This window comes from Streptosporangium fragile, assembly GCF_039534445.1.
In the GTDB taxonomy this organism is placed as follows: domain Bacteria; phylum Actinomycetota; class Actinomycetes; order Streptosporangiales; family Streptosporangiaceae; genus Streptosporangium; species Streptosporangium fragile.
The window spans coordinates 20,188-33,396 of sequence record NZ_BAAAVI010000053.1; the positions used below are offsets into that span (position 1 = coordinate 20,188).

Here is a 13,209-nt window from a genome sequence, read left to right on the forward strand (position 1 = left end):
CCTCTGGAGGCATCGATGACTGAGTTTCCGAACGGGGTGGGGGAGCGCCCCGGGCAGGGTGGGCAGCCGCAGAGCACTGCCCAGCAGGCCAGATCCGCCGCCGGAGAGGTGGCGGAGACCGCCAAGGGGCAAACGCAGGCCGTGACCGGCGAGGCCAGGCAGCAGGCCCGCCAGGTGGTCGACCAGCTGCGCGACCGCGTGAGCGAGCAGACGCAGCAGCAGAGCCGGCGCGCCGCTCAGGGGATCCGCCAGTGGGCCGACGACCTGGCATCGATGAGTGAGGGCGGCAAGCCCGACTCGCCGGTGTCCGGGGTGGTGCAGCAGGTCGCCGACGGGGGACGGCGAGCCGCCGACTACCTGGAGCAGCATGGTCTCACCGGGGTGGTCGAGGAAGTCCAGAACTTCGCGCGCCGCCGTCCTGGAGCGTTCCTGGCCGGAGCCCTCGCCGCCGGTTTCCTCGTCGGCAGGCTCGCCAAGGCGTCGGGCGGCGCCACGTCCGGCTCCTCCACCGGGGGCACCGGCCCGTACGGCGGTACCACGCCGAGGATTCCCGCCCAGCCGCGGTCCGGCCTGTACGAGACGCCCACGACCGATCCGTACGGCACGCCGCCCGCGGAACCCTACGGGACCGATCCGTACGGCACGCCGCCCGCCGAGCCCTACGGGACCGGACCGTACGGCACGACGTACGGCACCCCGGCCGACCCGTACCGGACACCCGCCGAGACGTACCCGGAGCAGCCAGCCACGCCGCAGGAGCGGTACGGCGGGACCAGCGGTTCCTCGCCGAGGAATCCGGGCGGTGACCTCCGATGACCTACCCGAGCGCCAAACCACGGGAGCCGTCCCTGGGACAGCTCGTCGGCGAGATCGGGGAAGACCTGTCCAAGCTGATGCGCCAGGAGCTCCAGCTGGCCAAGGCGGAGGTCCGCGAGGAGGCGACCAAAGCCGGCAAGGCGGCCGGGCTGCTCGGCGGCGCGGGGTTCGCCGGATACATGGTCGCCCTGCTGGTGACGCTGGCCGTCATGTTCGGCCTGGGCAACGTCATGGACCTGGGCTGGGCCGCGCTCATCGTCGCCGCCGTCTGGGCGGTGATCGGAGCGGTGCTCTACGTCACCGGGCGCGCCCGGCTGCGCGAGGTGTCGCCCAAGCCGGAACGGACCGTCGAAACGCTGAAGGAGGATGCGCGATGGGCGCGGGACCTGAGGAAATAAGGGCTGAGATCAACGCCACCCGGGCCGAGCTGGCCGCGGACGTGGAGCGGCTCGCGGACCGGACGAGCCCGACGCGGATCGTGCGGCGCCGCACCGACAGGGTGCGCCGTGCGATGCACTCGGTCCGCGAGCGGGTGATGGGCACCCCGTCGTACGCCGCCCACCGGGTGGGTCAGCAGGCGTCACACGCCGCGGACACCGTCCGCCACGTCGCCGCGGACACCGCGGGCACCGTCCGCGACGTGGCCGCGGACACCGCGGGCACGGTCCGCGACGTGGCCGCGGACACCGCCGGCACCGTCAGGTACGGCGCCCAGCAGGCCGCCGAGGCGGTCCAGCGGGCACCGGAGCAGGCGATGCGGAGCACCCAGGGCAACCCGCTGGCGGCCGGGGTGATCGCGTTCGGCGCCGGGCTCCTGGCCGCGGCTCTCATCCCGAGGACCGAGGCCGAGGAGCGGGCCGCCGGCCAGCTCATGGAGCAGGCCGAGGGAGTGATCCAGCCGGTCAAGGAAGCGGTGCGGGAGTCGGCCCAGGAGCTGGGCCAGGAGGCCAAGGAGGCGACCCGGCAGGCCGCCCAGCAGGTCAAGGAGACCGCCACGGAGGCCGCGCAGGCCACCGGGAGCGAGGCCCGCGACCAGGCCCGGCGGGTGGCCGACCAGAACCGCTCCACCACCGGCTACTGACGCGGATCCCACCACCGGTGCCGTCGCGGCGGTGACCACGGCTCCCCACCGGGCCCGCGCCGGTCGCTCCGGCCGAGACCCTCGGCCCGAGCGACCCCGGCCGCCGGGCCCGACGGGCACGTGATCACCCCGCGGGCCGCCCGGACGCCGCCGCCCCGCCGACCGGCAGGGCGGCGGTCCCAGATCGAGGACGGTGTCCCCATGTCACGTCATGACCTCAAACATCCCGCCCCTCATTCCGCCGATGCCGGCCGTCCGGCGCGCGTGGACGGTCCCGGGACCGGGCCGGCGGGCGAAGCCGGGCCGGAGAGCCCGGCCGAGCTGCCCAGGCGGTCGTGGTGGGGCGTGTTCAAACGCACGGTCAAGGAGTTCCAGCAGGACAACCTCACCGACTGGGCCGCCGCCCTCACCTACTACGCCGTCCTGTCGATCTTCCCGGCGCTCCTGGCCGTGGTCTCGCTGCTCGGGCTGTTCGGCCAGTCGGCGACCCAGCCGCTCGTGGACAACCTGGGAGCCCTGGCCCCGGGACCCGCCCGGCAGACCATCGACACCGTGCTCCAGGCCCTGCAGAGCAGCCAGCGCGCGGCCGGCCTCGCCGCCGTCACGGGTATCGCCGTCGCGCTCTGGTCCGCCTCGGGATACGTGGGGGCCTTCATGCGGGCCGCCAACGTCATGTACGAGATGCCCGAAGGCAGGCCCATCTGGAAGACGCTGCCGCTGCGCCTGGCCATCACCGCCGTCCTGGTGATCCTGATGGCGGCCGGCGCGGTCGCGGTGGTGTTCACCGGCGGCCTCGCCGAGCAGGCGGGACGGCTCCTCGGGGTCGGCGAGACCGCGGTGACCGTCTGGGGCATCGTGAAATGGCCGGTCCTGGTGATCATCGTGACGATGGTCCTGGCCCTGCTCTACTGGGCCTCGCCCAACGTCGAGCATCCCGGGTTCCGCTGGCTCACCCCCGGCAGCGCCCTCGCCGTGGTGCTGTGGATCGCCGCCTCGGCCGCGTTCGGGTTCTACGTCGCCAACTTCGGCTCCTACAGCAAGACCTACGCCGCGCTCGCGGGCGTCATCGTCTTCCTCATCTGGCTGTGGATCTCCAACATCGCGGTGCTGCTCGGGGTGGAGTTCGACGCCGAGCTCGCCCGCGAACGCGCCATCGAGGCCGGACAGCCGGCGGACGTCGAGCCCTATGTCGAGCCGCGCGACACCCGCAAGTTCGACGAGGAGGACGCGCGCAGACTCGGCGGGGACGACGGCGCCCGGTGACCCGGCCCGGTCAGACGGTGACCCACTCGGTGGCGACCACCGCGCCGGCGAGCCGGCAGCGCAGGCTGAACGGGCCGGTGGGGACCACCTCGCAGACGAACCGGCCGAGGTCGTCGGCGGTGAGCGCGGCCGGCTGCCGGCCCAGCAGCTCGATCCGCGCGGCCTGCGGCGGTATCAGCTGGCCCACGACGCGCCCGTCCGCGCCGCCACCGGTGATCTCCAGGTCGACGGTCAGCCCCGGCGCGTGGAAGGTCAGCATGCGCGGCCGCTCCTCCCCCCTCACCCGGGCGGGTTCGGTCAGGGAGTCGAAGGCCAGCTCGGCCAGTTCGGCGTCGAGCGTGCGCAGCGCGAAGGCCTCGACGGCGGTCTGCAGGAGATCGGAGGGGACGGGGTCGAACAGCCCGCCCGCGCGGCGGAGCTCACGTTCCAGCTCGTCGTCGTTCATCGGGCCTCCCCGGGCGCGGAGACCCCCGGCTGCGGCCGTGGGAAGGACATCACGAGACGCCTCGCTCGGCGAGAAGGACGCGCAGCCGCCCCAGGCAGCGCTGCCGGATCGGCCCGATGCTCCCGACGGCGAGGCCGAGCGCGGCCGACACCTCCTGGTAGCCGGGCGGAGGCGTGGCCATGAGCACGCGCAGCAGCCGGCGGCAGTTCTCGCCGAGATCCTGGAAGGCCTGCCAGACCTGCCGGACGCGTTCCTGCTCCACCGCGGCCTCCTCCGACTCGATCACCGCCTGCTCCGGCGTGTGGTCGTCGGCGGCGCGGTCGAGCGTTCCCGCGTCGTCGCTGGGCGAGACCCGGCGGGCGGCCTTGAGCACCTTGAGGCACTCGTGCCGCGCGGTGCTGGCCAGCCACGCCCCGACCCGCTCCGGCTCGCGGATCCGCGTGAGGTTCTGCACGAGCCGGAACCAGGTCGTCTGGTACACCTCGTGGCCGTCGGCGTCGGTCAGGCGGTGGGAGCGCACGACGGCCCACACGAGCGGGCTCAGCCCCTCCACCAACGATTTCCACGCCGCGGCGTCGCCGTCCGCCGCCGCGCGGAAGAGGATGCCGATCGAGTCTCGGTCCACGATGACGTCCCTCTGCCGCAGGGACTGTCATCGTACGCCGGAGTGCCGGCCCGGCCGAGGGATTTCTCATGACAAAGGCGGCGCTTCCTGCACCGCGGACGGTGTCCACGTGGGCGGGAACAGGACACGGGTGGACCTGCCCTGCACCGTGGCGGCCGGGCTGCCGGCGAGCAGATCACGCGCGGCCTGCCGGGAGCCGACCCCGGGGTTCGCCATCATGTGGTTGACGATCATGCCGACGACCAGGGGCGTGGCGAACGAGGTGCCGCTCCACTGCGCGAGCCCGTCGAACTCGACGCGGTCCCGTACGGCGGTCGGCGACGCCGCCATGTTCTCGGTGAGCTCCCCCCGGTGCGGGGGGAACTGGCAGGTGCAGTCGTAGGTGGAGCCGTACCGGCAGTGGTCGTAGGTCGAGTGCTGGTAGTCGTACCGCACGGGAGTGCCGTCCATCGCGGTGAAGGCGCTCACCAGGCGCTCCCCCGGAGCGTACGCCTTCACCCAGGGCCCGTGGTTGCTGAAGCAGGCACGGGCCGAGCCGTCCTTGCGCAGCGCTCCCACGGACACGACGACGTCGGCGTACTCCGGCTGCCCGGCGTAGGCCGCGGGCCAGAACCTCTCGTCGCTGCCGTTGTTCCCCGCCGCCGCCACGAGCAGCGTGCGGGGCTCGGCGGCCAGCCTCTCCATGAAGCGTTCGAGCCCCAGGAGGGTCTCGACGCACGTGGTCGGGGTCCCGGCGGACAGGCTGATGATGTCGGGCCACCTCCCCAACGCCGCCAGATCTTCGAGAAGCCTGTCGCCGAGATCCTTCTCCAGGATCGCGCCCGCGTTCTCCAAGGTGTTGTGCACCGTGATGTCGGCGTGCGGGGCGACGGCGCCGATCAGCCCGGTGATGAAGGTGCCGTGGCCGACGTACTGCTTGAGGATCCCCTCGGTGTCGACCTCACCCTCTCTCTTCCCCCTGCCACCGACGTGGCCTATCCACGAGTGCGTGTCGTAGTCCGTCACCAGCCCGGTGTCGACCACCAGGACCCGCACGGTCCCGCCGCCCGGCGCGCCCGCGTCCACCGCCGGGTTCGGCGGACGGCACGGGGCCACGGGGACCGGCTCGTCACCGGGGCAGCAGTTCACCGCGATGGACACGACGTGGTTCCGCGTCACCATCCGGCGCCCGGTCTCCCGCTCCCGGCCGCGGACGGCCTCCAGCGCGTCCGTCACGTCCCGGTCGCTCCACGGGTCGCGGTCTTCCCCGCGCCCCACCCGGATCCTGGCCACCCCGCCGGGGTCATACCTCCGTCCCACCCGCTCCACCTGCTCCTCCCTGCCGGGTTCCTCGCGGAACCTGTCCCGGATCAGCTCGGCGACCTCCTCGGCCTCGCTCTCCCTGGCCAGCACGTACCCCTTCTCGTAGAGGAACTGCGGCGCGCCGGCCGGTCCGGCGGCGAGGGGGACGTCCGCCATGGCCTGCTGGATCTGGTGGAACTGCTCCCGGAACCTGTCTGGTGCCATGCCCATGCCACGGTCCTTGTCTCGAAGATGCCTTCATTCGCTGTCAAGCAGGAGCCGCTCGGTGCCCGGCTGATACACCTCCGACGCGAGCCGCGCGGCATGGACGCCCCGAACACCTCACGTTTAACATCGATCCGTGGCTGGGGGAACCGCGCGGATCCCGCGGCCCGCGGGAGACCCTCTCGATCTGCTCCCCCTGGTGTTCGCCCGCCCGGCGGACGCGCTCGCCGGGGCGCGGGCCGTGCTGGCGGCCCGTCCCTCCCCGCACGACGCCTCCGTCGCCCACCAGGTCATCGGCATCTGGCAGCGCGACTTCGGCGACCTGGCGGTCGCGCTCGACCACCTGCGTCTCGCCCGCTCCCTGGCCGCCCGGTCCGGTTCCCCGGACCGGGAGGCGGACGTGCTGGGGGCGCTGGGCGCCGCGCTCGTCCACGCGGGCCGGACGAGGCAGGGCCTGGCGACGCTGGAGACGGCCATCGCGCGGGGGAGCGGCGTCACCGGGGCCCGGGTGCTGTTCCGGCGCGGCTACGTCCGGTGGGTCCTCGGCATGCACCGGGAGGCGCTCGACGACCTCCGGCGGGCCGTCCCCGTCCTGCGCCGCGCCCAGGACACGATCTGGACCGCCCGCGCGCTCACCCTCCGGGCCACCGTCCACCTGGCCATGGGCTCGGTCGAGCGGGCCGAGGCCGACTTCGCCGCCGCCCAGCGGCTCTGGGACACCACCGACCAGGAGCACGACAAGGCCGACGCCGTCGAGAGCCGGGGCCTGGCGGCGTTCCGCTCCGGCGATCTGCCCGCCGCGCTGCGCCTGTTCGACGAGGCCGCCGGGCGCTACGAGGCTCTCGGCACGCCCATGTTCGTGCTGCACATCCGGCGCTGCGGCGCCCTGCTGGCGGCGGGGCTGGCGCATGAGGCGCTGGAGGAGGCCGACGCCGCCGCGGAGCTCCTCGACCGCATGGGAGGGCAGACGACACGCGGAGCCGAGCTCCTGCTGATCGCGGCGCGGTCCGCGATCGCGGCGGGCCGGCCGCACGCGGCCGTCGCGCGCGCCACCACCGCCGTCCGGCTGTTCTCCGGTCAGCGTCGCGACTGGTGGCTGGCCCACGCCCGGCTGGTGCTCGTCCAGGCCAGGCTCGCGACCGGCCGGGCCTCCGGGCGCTCGCTGCGGGACGCCACCGCGGTGGCGGCGCGCCTGGCCGAGCTGCGCTCCCCCGAGACGGTCCAGGCGTCCCTGCTCGCCGGCCGCGTCGCCCTCGCCCTCGGCCAGGCGGCCGAGGCCGAGCGGCACCTGGCCGCCGCCGCGCGCGGCAGGACCAGAGGCCCGGCGTTCGCCCGGGTGGACGGCTGGGTGGCCCAGGCGCTCCGAGCCGCGGCGGACGGGCGGACGCGCGGCGTGCTGGACGCCTGCCGCCGCGGCCTCGACCTGCTGGACGAGCACCGCATGACGCTCGGCGCCTCCGAACTGCGGGCCCGGGCGACCGAGCAGGGGGCCGAACTGGCCGCCCTGGCCCAGCGAGCCGCCCTCACCCGGGGCGACGCCCGCCGCCTCCTCGTCTGGAGCGAACGCTGGCGCGCCACCGCGCTCGCCGTCCCGCCCACCCGCCCGCCGGACGACCCGGAGCTCCTGCGCGACGTGACCGCCTTCCGTGAGATCAGCAGCCGGATCGAGGCGGCCCGGCCCGAGGGGACGCCGGTCCCGGCCCTGGAACGCGAGCAGCGACGCCTCGAACGCGGGATCCGAGCCCGCACGCTCCGCATGCGGGGCGAGGGCGGGACCGACGGGCGCCGCTTCGATGTCGGCGAGCTGCTCGACCGGCTCGGCGACGGGACGCTGGCCGAGATCGTCGCCGTCGACGGCGACCTGCACGTCCTGCTCTGCGGCCGGGGGAGGGTACGCAGGTTTGCCGCCGGGCGGCTCGCCGACGCCGCGATCGACGCCGACCACGCCCGCGCCGGCCTGCGCCGTCTCGCGTACGGCGGGCCCGCGGGCCGCCTGGCCGTCCTGGAGGCGGGCGGGCGCCGCCTGCAGGAGTCGCTGCTCGGCCCGGCCGCCCGCCACCTCGGGGACGGTCCCGTCGTCGTCGTGCCGCCCGGGAGGCTGCACGGGGTGCCCTGGGCGTTGCTGCCGGCGCTGCGCGAGCGGGTGCTGAGCGTGTCGCCGTCCGCGAGCGCCTGGCTCCGCGCCCGGCGGGTCGAGCCGCCCGCGGAGCGGGTCGTGCTGGTCCGCGGCCCGGGGCTGGCGACGGGCGGCGCGGAGGTCCCGCGCCTGGCCGCCCGGTACGCCGACGCGACCGTGCTGGGGAACGGCACCGCGGTCGCCTCGGCCGTGCTCGCGGCGCTCGACGGCAGCGGCCTCGCCCACATCGCCGCGCACGGGGCCTTCCGCGCCGACAGCCCCATGTTCTCCTCGCTCACGATGGACGACGGCCCGCTCACGGTGCACGACTTCGAACGGCTGCGCAGCGCCCCGTACCGGATCGTCCTGTCGAGCTGCGACTCCGGCAGGATGCAACCCGTCGGCGCCGACGAACTGCTCGGCCTCGCCGCGGCGCTGCTCCCGCTGGGCACGGCCGGGATCGTGGCCAGCTCGGTGCCGGTCGACGACGCGGCCGTGGTCCCGCTGATGCTGGCCCTGCACGAGGGCCTGCGGCGCGGTCTGGGGATGGCCGAGGCCCTCCGCGACGCCCGGCTCGCCATGCCGGACGACCCCCTCCACCGGGCGACCGCCTGGTCCTTCTCCGCCATCGGCGCCGCCTGACCGCTCCGGTCACGGCACCGGGCGGACTCGGCCGGCCGGTGCCGGCCCCGGTCAACCGCCACGGGCTTCCGGAGCGGCTCCGGAGCCGTTGTTCTTCCCCCGCCAGTCCTCCGGCGCGGCGCCGAGCTCGACGAGGGTCGCGTAGGCCAGCGCGCGATCGAGCGCCGCGGCCCGGTCGCCGTGCCTGCGGAGCGCCGACTTGAGCGCCCGGAGCGCGGCGCGGTCGTCGTTCTTGAACTCGCTGAGGATCCGGGCGTTGTCCAGGGCCCTGGCGAGCCCCTGCAGTTTCTTCGATCCGCCGTACTCCAGCTCCGCCGGCTCGTCGCGCCGGATGAAGACGATGGAGTTGCCCGACGGATCCACGAGCGTGAAACGGCTCGCCCCGGCCCGGTACCGGGTGATGCGCGGCAGCCCCTGCGACAGCACCTTCCCGTAGGCCCGGCGCATGGCCTGCGTGAAGGCGGCGTGGTACGGGGCGACCGCGTCGACCATGACCAGGCACCCCCCGATGTCCTCCCGCGGCTCGTCCATGCCCCGGGGCGGAGCGCCGAAGTGCAGGTCGAACCCGCTCCAGCGCAGGGCCAGATACAGATACGGCCTGGTCTGCTCGTAGGTCACCTCGAAGCCGAGCGCCCGATAGAAGTCCAGGGTCTCCCGCGCCGACACGCAGGGAAGCACCGGCACCACCGTCTCATTCGCCCGCACCGTCTCCTCGGCCATTCCGCATCGCCTTTCCCGAGCGCTTTTCCGATCCGGTTCGGGCGGCATTCTTTCATTTATGGGTAATTTGCGCACATGAAAAAAATAAAACCGGATCCGACCTGCGAAAACCCATGTAGCGAATACTCTCCGTCAGCCTTCTCGCGCATCGCCTCCGGGGGGAGCGGAAAGTCGACGTCATATATCCGGAGAGTTACCTCCGCGCGAATTCATGGGTCATGCCTCGACGCCGGTGACCGCCATGCCCGCGGCCCGGACACCGGCGCCCCGGCCACGGCCTACGCGGTGCTAGCCGACGCTGAGGAGCCGTCCCAGCGCGGCCCGGTCGTTGCTGCCCAGCCGCGCGTACGCGTCGCACAGGTGGTTGGCCACCGTGCGGACCGAGACCGTGAGCCGCTCGGCTATCTGCCGGTTGGTCAGGCCGGTGGCGGCGAGGTTGACGATCTGCCGCTGGCGGGCGGTCAGCCGCGGTAGCGCCAGGTCCACCAGGGCCGCGCTGCGCGCCCCCTGGCATGCGCGGGCCAGCGCCGACGCCAGGGCTCTCGCCGCGCGTGAGGCGTGCGGGTCGGTGTGGGTCAGGGCCGCGTGCGCGGCCGCCTCGGCCGCGTGCAACCTCAGGCCGAGCGCGGCGAGCCGCCGCGCCACCTCGTCCAGTGCCTTCCCGTCCCGCCCGGCCAGCGCCGACGCGTGCCGCGCCAGCAGCGGGGCGAGGTCTCCCCGCACCCGACCGGCCAGCTCGCCGAGCCGCCCGGCCACCGGCTCCGGCGCGCCCAGCCGCACCAGGTCGTGCAGGGCGAACAGCTCTTCCCCGGCGCGGTCGCGCGGGACACCCGGCCCATCCCCGGCGGCGCCGTACAGGTCGGACGGCCCGATCCCCGCGGTGCCGAGCGCGCGCCGCAGCGCTCCGTCGAGATCTCCCTGGGCGGCGAGCACCCACGTCCTGGCGTGTTCCGCCGCCGGATCCTCCTCGGAGGCGAGCGGGCCGCGGGAGAGGGCCCGCCACGCCGTGGCCAGGTCACCGAGATAGGCGGAGGCGTGCGCGAGCTCGGCGAGGCAGGCACGGTGGTCGGGGGAGCGGCGCAACCCCTCGCGGCTCCACACGACGGCCTCGCGAACCTCGCCGCGGAGCCGGGCCACCCGCGCCCGCCACGCACAGAACTCCGGCATCGCCGGCTCGTCCCAGCCGGTGTCGTCCTCCGCCATCCGCTCGCCGACGCCCCGCGGGACGTCCGTGAGCCGCCCCCCGTACACGCGCGCGGCCAGCTCCTCGCACTCGGCCGCCAGAGCGGCGGCGAAGGGCCGCGGGGACCGCCGCGCGCCGGACGCCCCGCCCGTCCCCGCCCGCCCGGCGGTGGCCCGGAGCACCGGGCCGTGCAGCGGGTGCGCGAGCCTGACCGACAACCCGTCGTCGACGGTGACGAGCCCCTTCGCCCGCAGCTCGTCGAGGACGGGAAGCGCCGTGGAAGCGGCCCGGGGACCGGACGGCAGCCCGCCGGAGGCGACGAGCTCCAGAGCCTCCCGCTCCCGCGGGGTGAGACCGCCGAGCGCGTCCTCCACCAGCGCCACGACGCGTGCGGTCATCGGCGGCGTGCCCCGCCAGGTCCACGTGCCCGACACCTGGTTCAGGTCGCCGCCCGCGTGGACGGCGACGGCCAGCTCGTGCAGGAGCCGCAGGTCGCCCCCGCTCGCCCGGTACAGGCGGCGGACGGTGAGGGCGTCGACGTGCCCGCCCACCGCCCGGGACAGCAACTCGGCGCACGCCTCCTCCGAGGGCGGGGCCAGCGGCAGGCGCGGAAGGAGCCCGTCCTCCCAGAGCCGGGAGACGCCCGCCGGGACGGGTTCGCCCGTCCGCACCGTGACGAGCAGGCGGACCCGGCCCCGGAGCGCCAGGTGGTGGACGAGAGCCGCGGAGGAACCGTCGAGCAGGTGGGCGTCGTCCACGACGAGCACCCGCGCCCGTCCCAGCGCCTGCTCGACCGCCCGCGCCTGGCTCTGCGTGTCCTGTTTGGCCGCCCGGGCCCGGCTCCGGGCGTCCTCCCCGTACCCGGCGGGACCGCGCAACAGGTGGGTGAAGGCACCGGACGAGAGCGTCCGGGTGGCACGCGTCCCCGCGACCCGCACGTGTTCCAGGTCGCGTACCGCCTCGGCGGCCAGGCGGCTCCGGCCGCTGCCGGCCGCCCCGATCACGACGGTGCCTCGGCACCCGGCCGCCAGGCTCCGCCGTACGAGATCCAGTTCCTCAGCCCTGCCGGTGAACGGCCAGGGGGATCGTGGGTTCCTCACACGGGTAAGAGGCGGCCCGCCCGTCCCTGATACAGGGGGAAGCGCCCGGCGAGCACGCCGTGCGGGTCCGGGACGTGTCCGCCCACTCCCGATGCGGGGTGCGCGCCGGGTGCCCCGTCCGCGCCCCGGCGGCCGTCGGTCTCATCCTCCGATCTCCAGCTCCCACCGCACCTCCCCGTCCTGCCACCGGTCGGTGGGGGCGAGCCCCGCAGCCGAGGCCACGGCGGCGGAGGCCCGGTGCCCGGGGTGGATGTGGGCGACGACGCTCCGCACCGGCTGCCGCCGGAGCCAGGCGACGAGCCCGCGGGCCGCCTCGGTGGCGATGCCCCGTCCCTGCCAGGGGGTTCCGACCACCCAGGCGACCTCCGCGACGCGCCCGTTCTCGCCGGTGCCGACCGTCGCCTGGACGGTGCCCGCCAGGCACTCCTCGCCACGCAGCCTGATCACCCAGTTGTGCCAGGAGACGCCGGGATCGGGCGAGCCCGCGACCAGGCGCTCGTAGCGGGAGCGCAGCTCACCCGGGGTGGCCGGGGAGCCGCCGATGAAAGCGTGCAGCTCCGGGTCGGACAGCACCGCTGCCATCTCCCCGGCGTGCTCGGCGAGGAGCGGGACCAGGACAAGCCGTTCGGTGCCGATGGGCTCGGACCGGATCGGCCCGTCCCCGCCGGCGTCCGTGCCGCTGTGCTCTTCCTCCACCATGTCCGCCCTCGGTGTGATCACAGGGTTCCCGCGCCGTCCTCGGCGCGGGGAGAGTCTTAAGGATCATCTTTGCGGTGACATTCCGCTACAAGTGCCGTGAAAGGTCGCGCGCTCATCCTGTTCTCGTCCTGAGAAAGGAGAGAACGGACAATGAAGACTCCCATCCACGAGGTGCGGGTGCCGGAGCGTTTCCGGGGCCCGGAGGGAACGGCGAACGGAGGGTGGATCTCGGGCCTGGTCGCGAGCTACCTGCCGGCGGGCCGGGCGGTGGAGGTGACCCTCCGGGCCCCGACGCCTCTCGAAACCGTCCTGCGCATCGAGTGCGCACCCCCGAGGGTGCGCCTCCTGCACGGATCCGAACTGCTGGTGGAGGCCGGAACGGTGGACGACGATCCGCTCCCGCCCCCGTTCGTCTCCCCCGAACAGGCCGCCGCCGCGGAACGGAACTTCCCGGGCATGGACGTCCACCCGTTTCCCGGGTGCTTCGTCTGCGGTGACCGGAAGCCGGGGGAAGGCCTGCGCATCCATCCCGGACCGACCGGCGAGCCCGGCATGTTCGCCGCCCTGTGGCACGTACACCACGGGCTCGCCGAATGGTCGCAGACCCTGCCTCTGTGCCACGTATGGGGAGCGCTGGACTGCCCGACGGGCTGGACGCACCTCATCGGGGGCGGCGCGGCCCTGCTGGGCAGGCTCACCGCCCACGTCCGGCGACCGGTCCGCCCCGGTGCCACCTACGTGGTCGTCGCCCGCAACGAGGGCACGGAGCGGCGCAAGCGCTTCGCGAGCGGGGCGGTCTACGAACTGGGCGGCAGGCTGGTCGGCGCCAGCAGCGCGACGTGGATCGCCGTCTGAGGGGAACCGGGCGGCAGGCCGGCCGGCGCCGGTGGTGCGACGTGAATCGCCACGCGGTGGCGGCCGGTCAGGAGACATCACCGGCCGGATCTTGCGATACGGCACTCAAAGTGCAACTCTCATTACCGTCAGTGAACAGCATCGGTAGGTTAAAGAGA

At 74.5% G+C, this 13,209-nt stretch carries 12 protein-coding genes; 6 read left to right on the plus strand and 6 right to left on the minus strand.

The genetic code is table 11. The features are described from left to right. Positions 1 to 15 precede the first annotated feature (15 nt). From ABD841_RS28945 to ABD841_RS28960, 4 genes are all read left to right on the plus strand, one after another. Complete coding sequence (locus ABD841_RS28945; RefSeq protein ID WP_344978404.1) at positions 16 to 816, plus strand: F0F1 ATP synthase subunit B family protein; 801 nt, start codon at positions 16 to 18, stop codon at positions 814 to 816. Beyond that, the gene (locus ABD841_RS28950) at positions 813 to 1,214 is read left to right on the plus strand and encodes a phage holin family protein (RefSeq protein ID WP_344978407.1); all 402 of its coding nucleotides are present in this window, start codon (positions 813 to 815) and stop codon (positions 1,212 to 1,214) included. Before ABD841_RS28945 ends, ABD841_RS28950 begins: the two co-directional genes overlap by 4 nt. Next, a complete protein-coding gene (locus ABD841_RS28955) occupies positions 1,190 to 1,897 on the plus strand; it encodes a DUF3618 domain-containing protein (protein ID WP_344978410.1) in 708 nt (235 codons plus the stop codon). Before ABD841_RS28950 ends, ABD841_RS28955 begins: the two co-directional genes overlap by 25 nt. Before the next feature lie 201 nt (positions 1,898 to 2,098). Continuing rightward, positions 2,099 to 3,160, plus strand: coding sequence for a YihY/virulence factor BrkB family protein (locus ABD841_RS28960; protein WP_425582061.1), 1,062 nt, complete (start codon positions 2,099 to 2,101; stop codon positions 3,158 to 3,160). Between the two features lie 10 nt (positions 3,161 to 3,170). Here the strand turns inward: ABD841_RS28960 and ABD841_RS28965 are convergent, their stop codons facing one another. The 3 genes from ABD841_RS28965 to ABD841_RS28975 all read right to left on the minus strand — a co-directional run bounded on the left by ABD841_RS28965 (position 3,171) and on the right by ABD841_RS28975 (position 5,742). Next, positions 3,171 to 3,605: a hypothetical protein gene (locus ABD841_RS28965; protein ID WP_344978416.1), complete on the minus strand. Its 435-nt coding sequence runs from the start codon at positions 3,603 to 3,605 to the stop codon at positions 3,171 to 3,173. A gap of 49 nt (positions 3,606 to 3,654) precedes the next feature. Beyond that, positions 3,655 to 4,230, minus strand: a complete 576-nt coding sequence (locus ABD841_RS28970) for an RNA polymerase sigma factor (protein WP_344978419.1) — start codon at positions 4,228 to 4,230, stop codon at positions 3,655 to 3,657. A 66-nt stretch (positions 4,231 to 4,296) separates the two neighbouring features. Continuing rightward, positions 4,297 to 5,742: a S8/S53 family peptidase gene (locus tag ABD841_RS28975; protein WP_344978422.1), complete on the minus strand. Its 1,446-nt coding sequence runs from the start codon at positions 5,740 to 5,742 to the stop codon at positions 4,297 to 4,299. A gap of 130 nt (positions 5,743 to 5,872) precedes the next feature. Here ABD841_RS28975 and ABD841_RS28980 point away from each other — a divergent pair, with 130 nt between their 5' ends. Further along, complete coding sequence (locus ABD841_RS28980; protein WP_344978424.1) at positions 5,873 to 8,494, plus strand: CHAT domain-containing protein; 2,622 nt, start codon at positions 5,873 to 5,875, stop codon at positions 8,492 to 8,494. Between the two features lie 51 nt (positions 8,495 to 8,545). Here the strand turns inward: ABD841_RS28980 and ABD841_RS28985 are convergent, their stop codons facing one another. The 3 genes from ABD841_RS28985 to ABD841_RS28995 form a co-directional block, all read right to left on the minus strand. Continuing rightward, the gene (locus tag ABD841_RS28985; protein ID WP_344978426.1) at positions 8,546 to 9,214 is read right to left on the minus strand and encodes a VOC family protein; all 669 of its coding nucleotides are present in this window, start codon (positions 9,212 to 9,214) and stop codon (positions 8,546 to 8,548) included. 288 nt (positions 9,215 to 9,502) lie between these two features. Continuing rightward, complete coding sequence (locus ABD841_RS28990; protein WP_344978428.1) at positions 9,503 to 11,497, minus strand: LuxR C-terminal-related transcriptional regulator; 1,995 nt, start codon at positions 11,495 to 11,497, stop codon at positions 9,503 to 9,505. A gap of 141 nt (positions 11,498 to 11,638) precedes the next feature. Next, positions 11,639 to 12,217: a GNAT family N-acetyltransferase gene (locus tag ABD841_RS28995; RefSeq protein WP_344978430.1), complete on the minus strand. Its 579-nt coding sequence runs from the start codon at positions 12,215 to 12,217 to the stop codon at positions 11,639 to 11,641. Between the two features lie 129 nt (positions 12,218 to 12,346). Between ABD841_RS28995 and ABD841_RS29000 the strand changes: the two genes are divergently transcribed. Then, positions 12,347 to 13,051, plus strand: coding sequence for a hypothetical protein (locus ABD841_RS29000; RefSeq protein ID WP_344978432.1), 705 nt, complete (start codon positions 12,347 to 12,349; stop codon positions 13,049 to 13,051). Positions 13,052 to 13,209: the final 158 nt, after the last annotated feature.

Coding starts and splice junctions, on each gene's coding strand:
- ABD841_RS29000 (WP_344978432.1), top strand. CDS start 12,347: ATGAAGACTCCCATCCACGAGGTGCGGGTGCCGGAGCGTTTCCGGGGC.
- ABD841_RS28945 (WP_344978404.1), top strand. CDS start 16: ATGACTGAGTTTCCGAACGGGGTGGGGGAGCGCCCCGGGCAGGGTGGG.
- ABD841_RS28955 (WP_344978410.1), top strand. CDS start 1,190: ATGGGCGCGGGACCTGAGGAAATAAGGGCTGAGATCAACGCCACCCGG.
- ABD841_RS28975 (WP_344978422.1), bottom strand. CDS start 5,742: ATGGGCATGGCACCAGACAGGTTCCGGGAGCAGTTCCACCAGATCCAG.
- ABD841_RS28985 (WP_344978426.1), bottom strand. CDS start 9,214: ATGGCCGAGGAGACGGTGCGGGCGAATGAGACGGTGGTGCCGGTGCTT.
- ABD841_RS28960 (WP_425582061.1), top strand. CDS start 2,099: ATGTCACGTCATGACCTCAAACATCCCGCCCCTCATTCCGCCGATGCC.
- ABD841_RS28965 (WP_344978416.1), bottom strand. CDS start 3,605: ATGAACGACGACGAGCTGGAACGTGAGCTCCGCCGCGCGGGCGGGCTG.
- ABD841_RS28950 (WP_344978407.1), top strand. CDS start 813: ATGACCTACCCGAGCGCCAAACCACGGGAGCCGTCCCTGGGACAGCTC.